The 16,461-nt window shown below is 61.7% G+C and carries 16 protein-coding genes; 7 read left to right on the top strand and 9 right to left on the bottom strand.

All coding sequences use genetic code 11. From position 1 onward, the window contains the following. Positions 1–9: 9 nt before the first annotated feature. Positions 10–2,235, bottom strand: a complete 2,226-nt coding sequence (gene ppk1 / locus FIV39_RS26450; RefSeq protein WP_090401543.1) for a polyphosphate kinase 1 — start codon at positions 2,233–2,235, stop codon at positions 10–12. An 18-nt stretch (positions 2,236–2,253) separates the two neighbouring features. Continuing rightward, positions 2,254–3,267 (bottom strand): porphobilinogen synthase, encoded by a 1,014-nt coding sequence (gene hemB, locus FIV39_RS26455; protein ID WP_090401542.1) that lies wholly within the window; start codon positions 3,265–3,267, stop codon positions 2,254–2,256. A gap of 207 nt (positions 3,268–3,474) precedes the next feature. Between hemB and FIV39_RS26460 the strand changes: the two genes are divergently transcribed. Further along, positions 3,475–4,113: a DedA family protein gene (locus FIV39_RS26460; protein ID WP_090401541.1), complete on the top strand. Its 639-nt coding sequence runs from the start codon at positions 3,475–3,477 to the stop codon at positions 4,111–4,113. Here the strand turns inward: FIV39_RS26460 and FIV39_RS26465 are convergent. Next, a complete protein-coding gene (locus FIV39_RS26465) occupies positions 4,094–5,329 on the bottom strand; it encodes a sterol desaturase family protein (protein WP_090401540.1) in 1,236 nt (411 codons plus the stop codon). The two genes, FIV39_RS26460 and FIV39_RS26465, sit on opposite strands and share 20 nt — an antisense overlap. A gap of 115 nt (positions 5,330–5,444) precedes the next feature. Between FIV39_RS26465 and elbB the strand changes: the two genes are divergently transcribed. Beyond that, positions 5,445–6,110, top strand: coding sequence for an isoprenoid biosynthesis glyoxalase ElbB (elbB, locus tag FIV39_RS26470; RefSeq protein WP_090401539.1), 666 nt, complete (start codon positions 5,445–5,447; stop codon positions 6,108–6,110). Positions 6,111–6,175: 65 nt separating this feature from the next. Here the strand turns inward: elbB and FIV39_RS26475 are convergent, their stop codons facing one another. Further along, on the bottom strand, positions 6,176–6,631 hold the full coding sequence (locus tag FIV39_RS26475; RefSeq protein WP_090401538.1) for a YaiI/YqxD family protein: 456 nt from the start codon (positions 6,629–6,631) through the stop codon (positions 6,176–6,178). A 1-nt stretch (position 6,632) separates the two neighbouring features. Beyond that, positions 6,633–8,528: an FTR1 family protein gene (locus FIV39_RS26480; RefSeq protein WP_090401537.1), complete on the bottom strand. Its 1,896-nt coding sequence runs from the start codon at positions 8,526–8,528 to the stop codon at positions 6,633–6,635. A gap of 268 nt (positions 8,529–8,796) precedes the next feature. Between FIV39_RS26480 and FIV39_RS26485 the strand changes: the two genes are divergently transcribed. Genes FIV39_RS26485 through FIV39_RS26500 form a run of 4 tightly spaced genes read left to right on the top strand, consistent with a single transcriptional unit; the run spans position 8,797 to position 11,940 of the window. Continuing rightward, positions 8,797–10,191, top strand: a complete 1,395-nt coding sequence (locus FIV39_RS26485; protein ID WP_090401536.1) for a COG3014 family protein — start codon at positions 8,797–8,799, stop codon at positions 10,189–10,191. A gap of 10 nt (positions 10,192–10,201) precedes the next feature. Continuing rightward, positions 10,202–10,573, top strand: coding sequence for a YcfL family protein (locus tag FIV39_RS26490; RefSeq protein ID WP_090401535.1), 372 nt, complete (start codon positions 10,202–10,204; stop codon positions 10,571–10,573). A 35-nt stretch (positions 10,574–10,608) separates the two neighbouring features. Next, positions 10,609–11,196 carry a penicillin-binding protein activator LpoB gene (gene lpoB, locus FIV39_RS26495; RefSeq protein WP_053127752.1) on the top strand — a complete coding sequence of 196 codons (588 nt, stop codon included), beginning with the start codon at positions 10,609–10,611 and terminating at the stop codon, positions 11,194–11,196. A 3-nt stretch (positions 11,197–11,199) separates the two neighbouring features. Continuing rightward, the gene (locus FIV39_RS26500) at positions 11,200–11,940 is read left to right on the top strand and encodes a penicillin-binding protein activator LpoB (RefSeq protein WP_090401534.1); all 741 of its coding nucleotides are present in this window, start codon (positions 11,200–11,202) and stop codon (positions 11,938–11,940) included. A 141-nt stretch (positions 11,941–12,081) separates the two neighbouring features. Here FIV39_RS26500 and FIV39_RS26505 read toward each other — a convergent pair whose 3' ends face one another. The 3 genes from FIV39_RS26505 to FIV39_RS26515 all read right to left on the bottom strand — a co-directional run bounded on the left by FIV39_RS26505 (position 12,082) and on the right by FIV39_RS26515 (position 15,288). Beyond that, a complete protein-coding gene (locus FIV39_RS26505; RefSeq protein WP_090401533.1) occupies positions 12,082–12,714 on the bottom strand; it encodes a LysE family transporter in 633 nt (210 codons plus the stop codon). Between the two features lie 91 nt (positions 12,715–12,805). Next, on the bottom strand, positions 12,806–13,378 hold the full coding sequence (locus FIV39_RS26510; RefSeq protein WP_090401532.1) for a mechanosensitive ion channel family protein: 573 nt from the start codon (positions 13,376–13,378) through the stop codon (positions 12,806–12,808). Beyond that, complete coding sequence (locus tag FIV39_RS26515) at positions 13,378–15,288, bottom strand: ATP-binding cassette domain-containing protein (protein WP_090401531.1); 1,911 nt, start codon at positions 15,286–15,288, stop codon at positions 13,378–13,380. Before FIV39_RS26515 ends, FIV39_RS26510 begins: the two co-directional genes overlap by 1 nt. A gap of 50 nt (positions 15,289–15,338) precedes the next feature. On the opposite strand from FIV39_RS26515, the gene FIV39_RS26520 reads away from it, so the two are divergent. After that, entirely contained in the window at positions 15,339–15,803 is a 465-nt protein-coding gene (locus FIV39_RS26520) for a TIGR02444 family protein (RefSeq protein ID WP_090401530.1), read from the top strand. Here FIV39_RS26520 and FIV39_RS26525 read toward each other — a convergent pair. Beyond that, on the bottom strand, positions 15,800–16,461 hold a 662-nt coding region (locus tag FIV39_RS26525; protein ID WP_186731563.1), incomplete at its 5' end, for a hypothetical protein. The two genes, FIV39_RS26520 and FIV39_RS26525, sit on opposite strands and share 4 nt — an antisense overlap.

Raw genomic sequence — 16,461 nt, forward strand, 5'->3', positions numbered from 1 at the left:
CGTCGGTTTTTAGTTCACCGCCAGAATCGGGCTACCCAACTTCTCCAGCAACGTCGCCTGGGCACTGCGCGGGTTCTGGTTGCCGGTCGGCGTGTTGCGCACGTAGCGGCCGTCAGACTGCAGGCTCCAGCTGTGGGTGTTGTCGGTGAGGTAGCTTTCCAGCTCCTTCTTGACCCGCATTATCAGCTTCTTGCCCTCTACAGGGAAGCAGGTTTCCACACGCTTATCGAGGTTGCGCTCCATCCAGTCGGCACTGGAGAGGAACATCTGCTCTTCGCCACCATTGAGGAAGTAGAACACGCGCGTGTGCTCCAGGAAGCGGCCGATGATCGAGCGCACATGGATGTTATGCGACACGCCGACAATGCCCGGGCGCAGGCAGCACATGCCGCGCACCACCAGGTCGATGCGCACGCCGGACTGGCTGGCCTTGTACAGCGCGCGGATGATCTTCGGATCGGTCAGCGAGTTGAATTTGGCGATGATGTGCGCCGGTTTGCCGTCGAGGGCGAACTGGGTCTCGCGCGCAATCATGTCGAGCATGCCCTTCTTCAGGGTGAACGGCGCGTGCAGCAGCTTCTTCATGCGCAAGGTCTTGCCCATGCCGATCAACTGGCTGAACAGCTTGCCAACGTCTTCACATAAGGCGTCGTCGGAGGTCAGCAGGCTGTAGTCGGTGTAGAGCTTGGCGTTACCGGCGTGGTAGTTGCCGGTGCCCAAGTGGGCGTAACGCACGATCTCACCGGCTTCGCGGCGCAGGATCAGCATCATCTTGGCGTGGGTCTTGAAGCCGACCACACCGTAGATCACCACCGCACCGGCCGCTTGCAGGCGGCTGGCCAGTTGCAGGTTCGACTCTTCGTCAAAGCGCGCCCGCAACTCGATCACCGCGGTGACTTCCTTGCCGTTGCGCGCGGCGTCTACCAGCGCGTCGACAATTTCCGAGTTGGCGCCGCTGCGGTAAAGGGTCTGGCGTACGGCCAACACATGCGGGTCCTTGGCGGCCTGACGCAGCAGGTCGACCACTGGGGTGAAGGACTCGAATGGGTGCAGCAGCAGGATGTCCTGCTTGCTCACCACGCTGAAGATGTTCTCGCTGTTTTGCAGCAGTTTCGGAATCTGCGGGGTGAACGGGGTGTATTGCAGCTCCGGATGGCTGTCCAGGCCGGTGATGCTGAACAGGCGCGTGAGGTTCACCGGGCCGTTGACCTGGTACAGCTCGCTTTCGCCCAGGTTGAACTGCTTGAGCAGGTAGTCCGACAGGTGTTTCGGGCAAGTGTCGGCCACTTCCAGGCGTACCGCATCGCCGTAGCGCCGCGAGAACAGCTCGCCACGCAGGGCGCGGGCCAAGTCTTCGACGTCTTCGGAGTCCAGCGCCAGGTCGGCGTTACGGGTCAGGCGGAACTGGTAGCAGCCCTTGACCTTCATGCCTTGGAACAAGTCATCGGCGTGGGCGTGGATCATCGACGACAGGAATACATAGTTGTCGCCAGCGCCCCCCACCTCTTCCGGTACCTTGATGATCCTTGGCAGCAAGCGCGGTGCCGGGATGATCGCCAGGCCCGAGTCGCGACCGAAGGCGTCGATACCTTCCAGCTCGACGATAAAGTTCAGGCTCTTGTTCACCAGCAATGGGAACGGGTGCGTCGGGTCGAGACCGATCGGGGTGATGATCGGCGCGATTTCGTCGCGGAAGTAGCGGCGCACCCAGGTCTTGATCTTGGTGGTCCAGTGGCGACGGCGGATGAAGCGAACCTGATGTTTTTCAAGTTCCGGCAGCAGGATGTCATTGAGGATCGCGTACTGGCGATCCACATGACCGTGCACCAGTTCGCTGATGCGCGCCAACGCCTGGTGCGGCTGCAGGCCGTCCGCGCCGGCTTGTTCACGGGCGAAGGTGATCTGTTTCTTGAGGCCGGCGACGCGGATCTCGAAGAACTCATCCAGGTTGCTGGAGAAAATCAGCAGGAACTTCAGGCGTTCCAGCAGCGGGTAGGACTCATCCAGCGCCTGCTCGAGCACGCGAATGTTGAATTGCAGTTGTGACAGCTCACGGTGAATGTACAGGCTGCTGTCATCCAGGTTGGTCACCACGGCGACCACCGGGACCGGGGCGGGCGCTTCGGCTACCACGACAGGCGGGGCCGGCTCATGCTCCGGCGGAGTCTCGGTGACTTGTTCAACCACCGGGTGAGCGTCTTTTACGGCAACGTCGGAGAGTCCTTCGGTATTCATCGAGTGTTCCTGTGAGGGCTATTGTTGCTCTCTAAGCAATTGGGCGGCGCGGGCGGCGAAATAGGTCAGGATGCCATCAGCCCCGGCACGTTTAAAGGCCGTCAAGGATTCAAGGATTACCCCTTCACTCAACCAGCCATTTTGTATTGCAGCCATGTGCATGGCGTATTCGCCACTGACCTGATACACAAAGGTCGGCACTTTGAATTCCTCTTTGACCCGGTAAAGGATATCCAGGTAAGGCATCCCGGGCTTGACCATCACCATGTCGGCGCCTTCGGCCAGGTCGGCGGCCACTTCGTGCAGCGCTTCCTGGCTGTTGGCCGGGTCCATCTGGTATGAGGCCTTGTTGGCCTTGCCCAGGTTCAGGGCCGAGCCCACCGCATCGCGAAACGGGCCGTAGTAGGCACTGGCGTACTTGGCCGAGTAGGCCATGATCCGCACATTGACGTGACCGGCCAGCTCCAGGGCTTCGCGAATCGCCTGGATGCGGCCATCCATCATGTCCGACGGCGCAACCACCTGGGCGCCCGCTGCTGCGTGGGACAAAGCCTGCTTGACCAACGCATCGACGGTAATGTCGTTCTGAACATAGCCTTCTTCGTCAAGAATGCCATCCTGCCCGTGCGTGGTGAACGGGTCCAACGCCACATCAGTGATCACCCCCAGCTCCGGAAAACGCTCGCGCAGGGCGCGGGTGGCGCGCTGGGCGATCCCATTCGGGTTCCAAGCTTCGGCAGCGTCAAGGGACTTGAGTTCAGACGGCGTGACCGGGAACAACGCCAACGCCGGAATCCCCAGCTCGACCCAGCCCGCCGCCTCTTCAAGCAGCAGATCAATGGTCAGACGCTCTACACCCGGCATCGACGCTACCGCTTCCCGGCGATTTTCACCGTCGAGCACAAACACCGGCAGGATCAGATCATTCGTCGTCAGTACGTTTTCACGAACCAGGCGGCGAGAAAAATCATCACGGCGATTACGGCGCAGGCGAGTAGCAGGGAATAGGCGATTGGCAGGGGTAAAGCTCACGACAGACTCCTGAGCCCGGGTTCACGGGCGAGCGTTGCAGTTATAAGCGGGCATTATGACGAAGGTATGACAGTTGTGCTTAACGATGCGACCTGTAGTCGCATTCGTCGTTTATGTAGGAATTGTTCACTTCGTGACACATCTCGATACTTTCATGAATGTTCACGAAGGCGTAGGCTGCGCGTTCATTTCGCCAGCACCCAGACCATGCTTCAACAATTTCTGCATGACTTCGGCTACTTTGCCCTCTTCCTAGGCACGTTCTTCGAAGGCGAAACCATCCTGGTTCTCGCAGGCTTCCTGGCGTTCCGTGGGTACATGGATATCAACCTGGTGGTGGTCGTTGCCTTCTTCGGCAGCTACGCCGGCGACCAGCTTTGGTACTACATGGGGCGCAAGCACGGCCGCAAACTGTTGGCGCGCAAGCCGCGCTGGCAATTGATGGGCGACAAAGCCCTGGAACATATCCGCAAGCACCCGGATATCTGGGTGTTGAGCTTCCGCTTTGTCTACGGATTGCGCACGGTAATGCCCGTCGCGATCGGCCTGTCAGGCTACCCGCCGGTGCGCTACCTGATCCTCAACGGTATCGGTGCCGCGATCTGGGCTGCCGCGTTGGGGGCTGCGGCCTATCACTTCGGCGCCGTGCTGGAAGGCATGCTGGGCAGCGTCAAGAAATACGAGCTGTGGGTACTGGGCGCCCTGCTGCTGCTGGGCTTTGGCCTGTGGCTGCGCCGCCGCTTCAAGAACGCCCGCATTGCCCGCCAGGCCTGTGCCGACGCCAAGGCGCGGCTTGCCGCCGCCGAGCCCGTCCCGGTAGAAGCGCCTAAGACACCAGTCGAGTAAGCCGGCCTCTGCAACAGTAGAGGCCAATCACGCTGAGCAGGCTGTAGCTCAGCAAGCCCAGCCAGCCCAGGTTGCTGGCGGGCCAAAGCCCGACCACCGGCGCCAGCCACACCAACGGCACATTCAGCACCAGGCGCATCAGCTCCGCCTTTAACGCCCACGGACGATTCTCCAGGGCCACGCCCAGGGTAAACAATCCAAGTGCCATCGCCCCCCAGCCGATAATCAGCGCTGCGGTGGACAGACCCTCGCCGACATTCATCAGATAGCTGCCAAAACCCACATACGCCGCGAACTGCAGGGCGATGTAGACCTGTTGGCGCGCGTCCAGCGGCACTTCGAATTTGCGGAACTGGCTCAACTCCGGCTTGGCCAAGGGGTATTTGGCCTTCACGTCCGCCGGGCGCCACCCGGTGCGCATGAACCAGATGCGCAGCTTGTCCCACTGACTCTCGGTACGCCGCGCATCACTCCAAAGCTGTGCATAAAACTGCAGGTTGGCCCACAACGGATTCCAGCTGGCCAAGGGCGTGGTCACGCCGAAAATCACCGGTTCGTTGTCGTCTTCTTCCTGGAAGGTGCCGAACAGTCGGTCCCAAAGAATGAACACCCCGCCATAGTTGCGATCCATGTAGAGAGCGTTCTGTGCGTGGTGGGCCCGATGATTGGATGGCGTGACGAAAAACCATTCGAACCAGCCGAGCTTTGGCACGTGCCGGGTATGCACCCAGAATTGATACAACAGGTTGAGCGACGCCACGCTGATAAACACCACCAGCGGTACGCCAAGCACGGCCAGGGGCAGGTAGAAGATCCAGCTCAGCAGGAAGCCGGTGCTGGTCTGGCGCAGGGCGGTGCTGAGGTTGTAGTCCTCGCTCTGGTGATGCACCGAGTGCGCGGCCCAGAGGATATTGCGCTCGTGCCCCATTCGATGCAGCCAGTAATAACAGAAGTCGTAGAACACAAAGGCAAACACCCAGGCCCAGACGCTGTGGACGGGCAGTTCAATCAGCGCCAGGTGCTTGAGGGCGAACGCATAGGTCAGCAGCCCCACGCCTTTGGTCAACAGCCCGGTGGTGGTGGACAGCACACCGGTGCTGAGACTGTTGATGGCGTCCGCCACCCGGTAGTTGCGCTGGCCACGCCAACGGTCGGCAAGCAGCTCCAGCACGATCAATAGGATAAAAAACGGTACCGCGTAAGGCACGAAGTCCATGAGCTAGTCCGGTCTATTTTTGTTACATCAAGATTAGGTGCAGCGGTGCGAGATCCCATTGGCAACAGGTTACAAATTAGTAGACATTTAACGCCATGAATCAGGAGAAATGCCCATGAGCAAAAAGATTGCAGTGATCCTTTCCGGCTGTGGCGTGTACGACGGCGCAGAGATCCACGAAAGCGTGATCACCTTGCTGCGCCTGGATCAGCGCGGCGCTCAGGTCCAATGTTTTGCACCGAATATTGCGCAGCTGCACGTGATCAACCACCTGACGGGAGAAGAAATGCCCGAGTCGCGCAATGTGCTGGTGGAGTCGGCCCGCATTGCCCGGGGCGAGGTGAAGGATATTCGAGACGCCAACGCCGACGAGTTCGATGCGCTGATCGTACCCGGGGGGTTTGGTGCGGCGAAGAACTTGTCGGACTTTGCACAGGAAGGCGCCGCTTGCAGCGTCAACCCGCAGGTACTGGCGTTGGCCGAAGCCTTTGCCGAAGCCGGCAAGCCGGTGGGGTTGATCTGTATTTCACCAGCCCTGGCCGCGAAGATCTACGGCCCAGGCGTGACCTGCACCATCGGCAACGATGCCGACACCGCCGCCGCCCTCGACAGAATGGGCGCCACCCACCAGGAATGCACGGTGGAAGACATCGTAGAAGACAAGGCCCGCAAACTGGTAAGCACGCCGGCCTATATGCTCGGCAAGAGCATCAGTGAGGTGGCGTCAGGCATCAACAAACTGGTGGATCGGGTGCTGGAGCTGACCCACGAGAACGATTGACCAGGTGGCCAAATACTGAACGGTGATCAGCCGGCTTGGTGTGGCGAGCCGGCTTGCCACAGGCATCAGGCCTGGCGCATCAACTTCGTCAAGATCCGGTCCAGGGCATTGGCAAACGCCTGCTTGTCCTTTTCCCCATGGGGCGGTGGCCCACCGCCCATCTGGCCCTGCTCGCGCAGATCGGTAAACAGGTTACGCACCGCCAACCGTTCACTCATGTTCGCCGGGCTGAACTCCTTGCCACGCGGGTCGAGGGCGGTGACGCCCTTCTTCACCAGGCGGTCGGCCAGGGGCACATCGCTGCAGATCACCAGTTCGCCGGGCACTGCGTGCTCCACCAGGTAGTCATCTGCTGCGTCCGGACCGCTGGGCACCACGATCAACTTCACGCACGAGAAGCTCGGCTTGATCTGGCTCTGCCCGGCCACCAGGACGACCTCGAATTGGCGCTTGAGGGCGAATTTCACCACTTGGTCCTTAGCGGCCCGAGGGCAGGCGTCCGCATCGATCCAGACCCGCATGTTATGCCGCCACTCGCTGTTTCTCTGCCAGTCGGCTGCGACCGTAGAGCACTACAATGGCCAGGATCGCCACGGCCTGTGCACTCAACGAGTAAGCATCGGCATGGATGCCCAGCCAGTCGAAGTCAAAGAACGCCACCGGCCGTGTGCCGAAGATGCCGGCTTCCTGCAAGGCCTTGACGCCATGCCCGGCGAACACCACCGACAACGCGCACAGCAGCGCCGCATTGATGCCGAAAAACAGCGCCAGCGGCAGTTTCGCCGAACCGCGCAGGATCACCCAGGCCAGACCTACCAGCAGCACCAACGCCGTGGCACCACCCGCCAGCACCGCGTTGTGTCCGGCCGGGCCCGCTTGCAGCCACAGGGTTTCGTAGAACAGGATCACTTCGAACAGCTCGCGGTAGACCGAGAAGAACGCCAATATGGCAAAACCGAAGCGCCCACCGCCGCCCACCAGGCTGCTCTTGATGTAGTCCTGCCACGCCGCGGCATGGCGGCGGTCGTGCATCCACACGCCAAGCCACAGCACCATTACACTGGCGAACAGCGCCGTGCAGCCTTCGAGCAATTCGCGTTGGGCGCCGCTGACGTCAATCACATACGCCGCCAGCGCCCAGGTGGCCAAGCCGGCCAATAGCGCCAGGCCCCAGCCGATGTTGACGCTGCGCACCGCCGATTGCTGGCCGGTATTGCGCAGGAACGCGAGGATCGCCGCCAGCACCAGGATGGCTTCCAGGCCTTCACGCAGCAGGATCAGCAGACCGGAAATGTAGCTCAGCGACCAACTCAAGCCATCGCTGCCCAGCAAGCCTGCGGACTCGGTGAGCTTGCCCTTCGCCACGTCCAGGCGCTGCTGCACCTGCTCAATCGGCAGGCCGTCCTGCAACGACTGTCGGTAAGCCATCAGGGCCTTCTCGGTGTCCTTGCGCACGTTGGCGTCGACGTTATCCAGTGAGCTTTCCACCAGCTCGAAGCCTTCGAGGTAGGCCGCTACCGACAAGTCATAGGCTTGGTCGTGGTCACCGTTGCGGAACGCCGCGAGGCTTTTGTCCAGGGTGGTAGCGGTGTAATCGAGCAACTGCGCCGGGCCACGCTTGACCTGCGGCGGTTGCGCACGCTGGGCGCGGAAGGTTGCGGCAGCCGTTGGGCCGTTTGCGGCCAGTACTTCATTAGGCGTCTGGCGGGCCAGGTCGGCGAGGTTGAAGGGCTGCTCGCTTTTGGCGGCGGCCGGGTCTGCGGTGAAGCCGGCGATGTAGGTGGCCAGGTCCCAGCGCTGGCGGTCGTCCAACTGGTCGGCGAAGGACGGCATATCAGTGCCTTCGACACCCAGGCCCAGGGTGTTGTAGATCGCGTAGAGGCTCAGGCGATCCAGGCGCGCTGCATCCGTCAAGTTGGCCGGCGGCGGCGTCATTCCCACGCCGGCCGGGCCATCACCAGCACCGGCAGTACCGTGGCACACCGAGCAGTGCTGGGCATAGAGCGGTGCACCGCGCGTTGGGTCGGGCGTGATGGCCGGGGCCTGGCTGACTTCATACGCTACCGCCAGCCTGGCGCCCAACTGACGGGCCTGGCGAGCCACGGTGGCGCCGTCTGCGTGAGCGGTGACAGCCGCCAGCAGTTCGTCGACGCCCTTCACCAACTCCGCACGCTCGGGCCTTTGCGGCAAATCCGCCACCAACCCCTGCAATACCCCGAGAAACTCCACCTGCTCACGGTATTCCGAATCATCCACAACCTTGCCCGCCTCCACCGTCGGTGGGTAGTCAGCACCGATGTAGTCCAGCAGATGCAGAGCCTGTGGGGCGCTCTCGGCGGTTGCGGCCAACAGGTTGAAGCTGCACGACATCAACGCCGGCAACAGCAGCCAGGCGAGAAAACGGAAGGGGCCAGTCATGAATGAATCTCAAGTGGAAATACGAAGTAACACATTGTTAAGGCTTATGGGGTTTGACTCAAGGCGTTAGTGATTTGTCATTTGAACGGGAGGTGAATTTCAGCCGCACGGTAGTGGCATCTACGTCGACCCAATCAAAGCAAAAAGCCATTGTTTTGCCAGTAACGGTGCTTATAATGCCGCGCCCTGTTAGTGCGAAAGGGAATTTCGTTCCTCGTTTTTATGAGGAATAACCACATCGACTGACTACTTTCAGGGAAGAAGTTATATGGCTTTTCGCGCCTTACCTCCGCTCGCGCTCGCGGCCGTCACCTTGCTCTCCGGCTGTTCAATGTTCCGCAGCTACGACTCCGAGCTGCAAGCCACCAACCAGCAACTGGCCACCGGCAATGTCGACGCCGCCCTGACCCTGCTGGAAAAGAACAACACCGGTGAAGACAAAGACCTGCTGTATTTCTTCGAAAAGGGCGAGTTACTACGGGCAAAGGGCGACCTGACCGGCAGCCAGACCGCCTGGCGCAGCGCCGACCTGCAAGTCTATAAGTGGGAAGAGTCGGTCAAGTTCGACAGCGCAAAGTACCTGTCCCAGTTCGGCAGCTTCCTGGCCAACGACAAGGTGCGTCGCTACGAAGGCTATGACTACGAAAAAGTCATGCTGACCACGCAAATGGCCCTGAACCTGCTGGCCCTGAACGACTTCGACGGTGCACGCACCGAAATCAAGAAGACCCACGAACGCGAAGCGGTGATCGCCGACCTGCGCGACAAGGAATACCTCAAGCGCGAAGACGACGCCGAGCGCCAGGGCGTGACCACCCAGATCAAGGACCTGCACGGCTACCCGGTGCAAGCCCTCGACGCACCGGAAGTGGTCGGCCTGAAGAACAGCTACCAGAGTGCGTTCAGCCATTACCTGGCCGGCTTCGTCTACGAAGCCCTGGGCGAAAAAGACCTGGCCGCCCCTGGTTATCGCAAGGCCGTCGAACTACGCCCTAACACCCCACTGCTGGAAAAAGCGCTGCTCGACCTGGACAAAGCCAAGGTCGGCGCCGATGAAACCGACGTGCTGATCGTGGTGCAGAGCGGCCTCGCGCCCGCCCGCGACTCGATCCGCCTGCCGCTGCCGATCCCGATCAATGGCAACCTGGTGATCACCCCGCTGTCGTTCCCGGTGATCAAGGCCGACACCTCCACGGCGACTTTCGCCCAGATCGGTGTCGACGGCCAGCAACAGAACCTCACCGCGCTCAACAGCACCACGGCCATGTCCCGCCGCGCCCTGCGTGACGACATGCCGGGGATCATCCTGCGCACCACCGTGCGGGCGGTAAGCCGTGGCGTGGCGCAGAACAACCTGAACAAGACCAACCCCATGGCAGGCCTGGTACTGGGTATCGCCTCGGCCGTGACCGAAGGCGCCGACACCCGCACCTGGCGCACCCTGCCGGACATGACCCAGGTCACGCGCCTGCGCCTCAAGCGCGGCGAACACCAGGTCAGCCTGCCCAACGCCCTGGGTGGCACGCTGGTGACGGTCAAGGCCGACCAACCCTACCAGGTGATCACCCTGCGCGTGGTCGGCAACCAAGTGTTCGCCGGCGGCCTCGCCGCCCATGTGGTGCCCAGCACGACAACCCAGGCCATCGCCCTCAAACAACCTTAAGGAGCACGCTATGCGTCATTTCATCCTCGGCGCCCTGGCGCTGGTCCTGCTTGCCGGCTGCGCCACCCCGCCGCCACCGGAACCTGGCAGTGCTGCGAGCAAAATCGTGGTGATGGGCAAGTTCAAGGGCATCGCGGTCGGCGCCATTCGTGTGGCTCGCGAGAACGGCTTCCTCACCGCCAAAGTACAACTGAGCAACATCACCAGCAGTAACCAGATGATGTATTACCGCTTCGCCTGGCTGGGCGCCGATGGTTTCCCGGTGGGCGATGAAGAGACCTGGAAAGTGCTGACCCTGTACGCCAACCAGGCGACCTTCCTGCCCGCCATTGCCAATTTGCCCCAGGCAGCGGACTTCCGCCTTGAAGTCAAAACCCCTTGAGCCGTTCATTCTTTTTGCTGCTGAGAGATTTCCCCATGCTTGCACGCTTCTCGATCCTCGCCGTGGTTGCCGTCCTGGCCAGCGGCTGCGCGAATACCTCCCCGGTACTGGGTGGTAAAAACATCAGCTACGGCGACACCAAGGCCGTGGAACTGGTGACCAACGAGTTCGGCTCCACCGACCTGCAGATGATCGCCGAAAGCATGACCCGCTCCCTGGCCCAGTCCGGCATCCTGCAAGGCCGCCCGGTGGTGCAGGTGTATGACGTGAAGAACAAGACCAGCGAGTACATCGACACCCGCGAGATCACCACGTCGATCAAGACCCAGCTGATGAAGACCGGCACCGCACGCTTCGCCAGTGACAACACCGACATGCAGAGCCAGGTCGACCAGCTCAAGCTGCAGAACCAGAGCGGCTTGTACAAGAAATCCACGGTCAGCAAGACCGGCAACATGGTCGCGGCCAAATACCGCCTGGAAGGCTCCATCAGCTCCATCGTCAAGCGCAGTTCGGACTACAAGGACGTGTTCTACAAGTTCAGTCTGCAGCTGATCGATGTCGAGAGCGGCCTGGCAGAATGGATGGACGAAAAAGAAATCCGCAAGACCACGGAGCGCTAAGCAATGCGTGCATGGATTGGTTTGATCGGCCTGCTGTGCGCCTTTGGCGCCTCGGCCGCGCCGAAGATCGCGGTGACTGACCTGGCCTACCAGGCGCAGGTCGAGGAGTACATCCACCAGGTTTCGGCCAGCAACAACTTCCAGGCAAGCAGCTACAACGCCAGCGGCGCCTCGAACTACAGCGAGTATGAGAGCCGTAGCAGCTACATTGAGCAAACCGAGCTGCGCAAGTTCAGCGGTGACATCAAGGGTGAGATTCTCAAGTCCCGCCAGTTCCAGCTGGTGCAGGGCACGCCCTACACCGCCGATGCCAAGGGTGACGTCTATGACGTGATCAAGCGCATCAAGGCCGGTAACTTCAAGGGGGCGGACTACGTGCTGTTCGGCACGCTGTCAGATATCGACTTCACCCAGGACATCAACGCCCTGGACCACACCAACAGCTACTCGGCGGTGCTGGGCCTGACACTGGTGGCGGATTTCAGCCTGATCAACACCCGCACTTACGAAATCACCTCGGCGTTTACCGCCATGGGCGAAGGCCAGGACACCAAGCTGGTGAACAGCCGCGACCTACGCGTGAGCCTGAACCGGCCGCGTGTGGTAAAGGAAGTGTCGAAGGCACTGGGTGAGGACGTGGCACGGCAGTTGGCGGAACAGTTGGGCGGCGGCTATCAAGAGCCTGGCCAGCCGGTGTTGCGTAATAACCTGCCAAGGGATGAAGCGCCGAAGATCCTGCGCTGAGCCTAAGCTTTACAGCCAACCACACAACAAATGTGGGAGGGGGCTTGCTCCCGATAGCAGTGGGTCAGTCAGCATATTTTTCACTGAAACACCGCCATCGGGGGCAAGCCCCCTCCCACACTTTGATTCGGTTTCGTCAGCTCAAGCCGTTGCGCGATGCAGGCTGGCGAGGAAGCCCGCTGCCCCCACAAACAACCCGGCAAACGTACGGTTCATGCGCTTCTGCTGTTTGGGCGTGCGCAACAGGCGCAGGACTTTCGAGGCCAACCCCGTATACCCCGCCATCACGATCATATCGACGCTGATCATCGTCGCACCGATGATCAGGTACTGGGCCAGCAACGGCGCCTGCGGATTCACGAACTGCGGCAGCACCGCGAGCATGAACACCAGGGCCTTGGGGTTGCTGGCGTTGACCAGGAAACCACGGAACATCATCGCCATCGGCTTGCCGAGCGGGCGTACGGCCGCGTCATCGGTCATGTCCATGGGCAAGGCACGCCATTGCTTGATGGCCAGGTACACCAGGTACGCCACGCCAAACCATTTGATCGCATAGAACGCGGTCGACGACGCCGCCAGAATGGCACCCAAACCGCCCGCCACCACGGCAATCTGCATCGCCAAGCCCAGCTGCAGGCCGATCGCGTTCCAGTAGCCACGTACAAAACCATATTGCAGGCCGCTGGACATCGAAGCGATGGCGCCGGCACCAGGGGAAAGGGAGATGATCCAACTGGCCAGGAAAAAGGCCAGCCACGTGTCGAGTGCCATTGCACACCTCAGGAGAGAGTCAGCGATTGTTGTGCCTTAAGCTAACTCCGCCGACCAGAGGCTGGCTATCGATTTTTAAACGCGGTAAATGCTAGCGGTCGCCCGGGAATACATGGGTGCCGGGCCAACGCCGCACCGAGCGCTGGAAGAACAGGCTGTTAGGCACCTGTACGATAGCGCTGTCGGTACCCGCCGCTTCCACTTCGATCAGCGTGGTGTAGAGCAAGTTGATCGCCACCACCCTGCCCTTCACACCGGGCTTGTCGACGGTATCCACCAACTCCACGATGTCACCGAGGCGAAACGGCCCGACGGTAAAGATCAGGATCGCGCACAGCAGGTTGGACAACACCGACCACATGGCGAAGAACGCCACTGCCGCCACCGCGACAAACCCCGACAGCGCGGTCCACAGTACCGTAGCGGACACGCCCAGGCGTTCCAGCACAAAGATCAGCGCACTGCCCATGATCAGCCAGCGCAAACCACCGCGCAGCGGCATCAGTAATTGCGGCGGGAACGGGTAGCGTTCACCCAGGCGGGTCAGGCCCTTGGCGACAAAACGCTGGGCGAAGTAGCCGGCCAGCAGGATCAGCAGGATTTGCACGCCGATCCACACAGGCTCGATCCATTGCGCCGGCAGCGGCAACTGCAACGCTTCCATCAGGACAGCGCCTCCAGTTCCGCTTGCAGGGTTTCGAGCAGTTCGAGGGCCTCCATCCAGCTTTCCTCCAACTGCCCTTCGCGTACCTTGAGCTTGGCCTGCTCGGCCAGCAGGTCGCGCAGCTCATCCTTGCGTGCAGCCTCGTACACGGCACTGTCACCCAGGCTGGCTTCGATCTTGGCCAGGCGCTCGTGCACCTTGCCCAACTCGGCCTCAAGCTTGTCGGCTTCGCGCTTATGCGGCGCCAGCTGCTGGCGCAGTGCGGCAGCTGCCTGGCGCTGGGCTTTCTTGTCGGTCTTGTCCGGGTTGACCGGGGTATTGCTGACCGGTGCGTTGCGCAGACGATAGTCCGTCAGCCAGCGCGCGTAGTCGTCCAGGTCACCGTCGAACTCTTCGACTTTGCCATCCGCTACCAGCAGGAAGTTGTCGGTGGTGCTCTTGAGCAGGTGGCGATCGTGAGACACCACCAGTACCGCACCGCTGAATTCCTGCAAGGCCATGGTCAGCGCCAGGCGCATTTCCAGGTCGAGGTGGTTGGTCGGTTCGTCGAGCAGCAGCAGGTTCGGGCGGTCCCAGGCGATCAACGCCAGGGCCAGGCGGGCTTTTTCGCCGCCAGAGAAGTTCAGCACCGGCTCATCGATGCGCGCGCCACGGAAGTCAAAGCCACCGAGGAAGTCACGCAGGGTTTGCTCGCGCTCGGTCGGCGCCAGGCGTTGCAGGTGCAGCAACGGGCTGGCCTTGGAATCGAGGGAATCCAACTGATGCTGGGCGAAGTAGCCCACCACCAGGTTCTCGCCACGGGTCAGGCGACCGGCCAGGGGTTGCAACTCGCCCGACAGGTTCTTGATCAGCGTCGATTTGCCCGCGCCGTTAGGGCCGAGCAAACCAATGCGCGCACCCGGGGTGAGCTGCAGCTTGACCTTCTCCAGGATGGTTTTCTCGCCATAACCCAGGCGGGCATCCGAGAGGTCCAGCAACGGGCTGGAGATCTTCACCGACTCGCGGAACACAAAGTCGAACGGCGAATCGACGTGGGCCGCCGACAGTTCTTCCATGCGCTCCAGGGCCTTGATCCGGCTCTGGGCCTGGCGGGCCTTGGTGGCCTGGGCCTTGAACCGGGCGATGTAGCTTTCCATGTGCGCGCGCTGCGCCTGCTGCTTCTCGAACGCCTGCTGCTGCTGGGCCAGGCGCTCGGCACGCGCACGTTCGAACGCGGTGTAGCCGCCACGGTAGAGGGTGATTTTCTTCTGTTCGACGTGGGCGATGTTGTCGACCACGGCGTCGAGGAAGTCCCGGTCGTGGGAAATCAGCAGCAAGGTGCCCTGATAGCTCTTGAGGAAGTCTTCCAGCCACAGGATCGCATCGAGGTCCAAGTGGTTGGTCGGTTCGTCGAGCAGCAACAGGTCCGAGGGGCACATCAGCGCCTGGGCCAAATTAAGGCGCATGCGCCAGCCACCGGAGAAGTCGGCGACTGGACGGTCCATCTGTTCGTTGGTGAAGCCAAGGCCGGCGAGCATCTTGCGGGCGCGGGCGTCGGCGGTGTAGCCGTCGGCACTGTCGAGCTCCGCGTGCAGGCGGGCCTGGGCGGCGCCGTCCTGGGCTTTCTCGGCCTCGGCCAGGTCGTGTTGCACCTGGCGCAGGCGCAGGTCGCCATCGAGCACGTAGTCGATCGCGATGCGGTCCAGGGTGTCGATCTCCTGGCGCATATGGGCGATGCGCCAGTCGGCCGGCAGCAAGCAGTCCCCGGAATCCGGGGTCAGCTCACCCAGCAACAGGGCGAACAACGTGGATTTGCCGGCGCCGTTGGCACCGATCAGGCCGGCTTTGTGACCGGCGTGCAGGGTCAGCTCGGCGTCTTCGAGAAGACGTTGCGGGCCACGCTGTAATGTTAGGCTTTGAAGTCGGATCATAATGGCGGCGGAGTCTACCAGCTTCGTTGGCCGCTGGCTTGGGTGTGAATATGAACGCTGACCTGTGGAGCTTTGCTCTCTCGACTTACGCCCGCCCGGGCGTCGAAGCCGCGTGCCTGCGCTTGCAGGAGCATAGAGCGGACGTGTGCCTGTTGCTCTGCGGCGCGTGGCTGGAACAGCGGGGTGTGGCACTTGAGCCCGGGCGTGTGCGAACACTGCAACAGCTGGCCCGACCGTGGCAGGCGCAGGTGATCGAACCATTGCGACAGTTGCGTATGCAATGGCGCGCCATGGCGCAGCAGGATGAGCAGCTGGCGGCGTTACGCGAGCGGGTCAAAGCCCTGGAGCTGGATGCCGAACGGCAATTGCTGACGCGCCTGGAAGCGTTGACGCAGGCCTGGCCGACAGGGGAGATGACTCAACAGCCGTGGCTGGAAGGACTGGCGGCTGAGGATGCCGCCAACCTTGACCATGACGCGCTGCAGCAGCTGCGCGTCATGATCACCGGCACTTAGGAAGCGCTGGTTGGGGTGGTGCTTGGCGCTACCGGTGCAGGGGTGCTGCTGGCCGATGCGGTTGGAGCGGTGGACGCTGCCGGGGTAGCCGCAGGTGTTGCTGGCTTGGCCGGTGCTGGTTTTGCAGCAGCAGGTTTAGCAGCTGGCTTGACGGCAGGTTTCGCAGCAGCAGGTTTGGCAGCTGGCTTGGCGGCTGGCTTTGCAGCAGCGGTTTTAGCAACTGGCTTCGCGGCTGGTTTGGCAGCAGCGGTTTTAGCAGCTGGCTTCGCGGCTGGCTTTGCAGCAGCAGTTTTGGCAACTGGCTTGGCGGCTGGTTTGGCAGCAGCGGTTTTAGCAGCTGGCTTCGCGGCTGGTTTCGCAGCAGCAGTTTTGGCAGCTGGCTTGGCGGCTGGTTTGGCAGCAGCAGTTTTGGCAGCTGGCTTGGCGGCAGGTTTGGCAGCAGCAGTTTTAGCAGCTGGCTTCGCGGCAGGTTTGGCAGCAGCAGTTTTAGCAGCTGGCTTCGCGGCAGGTTTGGCAGCAGCAGTTTTAGCAGCTGGCTTCGCGGCAGGTTTGGCAGCAGCGGTTTTGGCAGTTGGCTTCGCGGCAGGTTTGGCAGCAGCGGTTTTGGCAGCTGGCTTCGCGGCGGGTTTGGCAGCAGCGATTTTGGCAACTGGCTTGG

The organism is Pseudomonas grimontii (assembly GCF_007858185.1).
GTDB classification, from domain to species: domain Bacteria; phylum Pseudomonadota; class Gammaproteobacteria; order Pseudomonadales; family Pseudomonadaceae; genus Aquipseudomonas; species Aquipseudomonas grimontii.

Excerpts from the sequence above, each read along its gene's own strand:
- ppk1 (WP_090401543.1), bottom strand. The coding sequence starts at position 2,235 with ATGAATACCGAAGGACTCTCCGACGTTGCCGTAAAAGACGCTCACCCG.
- FIV39_RS26460 (WP_090401541.1), top strand. The coding sequence starts at position 3,475 with ATGCTTCAACAATTTCTGCATGACTTCGGCTACTTTGCCCTCTTCCTA.
- FIV39_RS26465 (WP_090401540.1), bottom strand. The coding sequence starts at position 5,329 with ATGGACTTCGTGCCTTACGCGGTACCGTTTTTTATCCTATTGATCGTG.
- elbB (WP_090401539.1), top strand. The coding sequence starts at position 5,445 with ATGAGCAAAAAGATTGCAGTGATCCTTTCCGGCTGTGGCGTGTACGAC.
- FIV39_RS26475 (WP_090401538.1), bottom strand. The coding sequence starts at position 6,631 with ATGCGGGTCTGGATCGATGCGGACGCCTGCCCTCGGGCCGCTAAGGAC.
- FIV39_RS26480 (WP_090401537.1), bottom strand. The coding sequence starts at position 8,528 with ATGACTGGCCCCTTCCGTTTTCTCGCCTGGCTGCTGTTGCCGGCGTTG.
- FIV39_RS26485 (WP_090401536.1), top strand. The coding sequence starts at position 8,797 with ATGGCTTTTCGCGCCTTACCTCCGCTCGCGCTCGCGGCCGTCACCTTG.
- FIV39_RS26490 (WP_090401535.1), top strand. The coding sequence starts at position 10,202 with ATGCGTCATTTCATCCTCGGCGCCCTGGCGCTGGTCCTGCTTGCCGGC.
- lpoB (WP_053127752.1), top strand. The coding sequence starts at position 10,609 with ATGCTTGCACGCTTCTCGATCCTCGCCGTGGTTGCCGTCCTGGCCAGC.
- FIV39_RS26500 (WP_090401534.1), top strand. The coding sequence starts at position 11,200 with ATGCGTGCATGGATTGGTTTGATCGGCCTGCTGTGCGCCTTTGGCGCC.
- FIV39_RS26505 (WP_090401533.1), bottom strand. The coding sequence starts at position 12,714 with ATGGCACTCGACACGTGGCTGGCCTTTTTCCTGGCCAGTTGGATCATC.
- FIV39_RS26510 (WP_090401532.1), bottom strand. The coding sequence starts at position 13,378 with ATGGAAGCGTTGCAGTTGCCGCTGCCGGCGCAATGGATCGAGCCTGTG.
- FIV39_RS26515 (WP_090401531.1), bottom strand. The coding sequence starts at position 15,288 with ATGATCCGACTTCAAAGCCTAACATTACAGCGTGGCCCGCAACGTCTT.
- FIV39_RS26520 (WP_090401530.1), top strand. The coding sequence starts at position 15,339 with ATGAACGCTGACCTGTGGAGCTTTGCTCTCTCGACTTACGCCCGCCCG.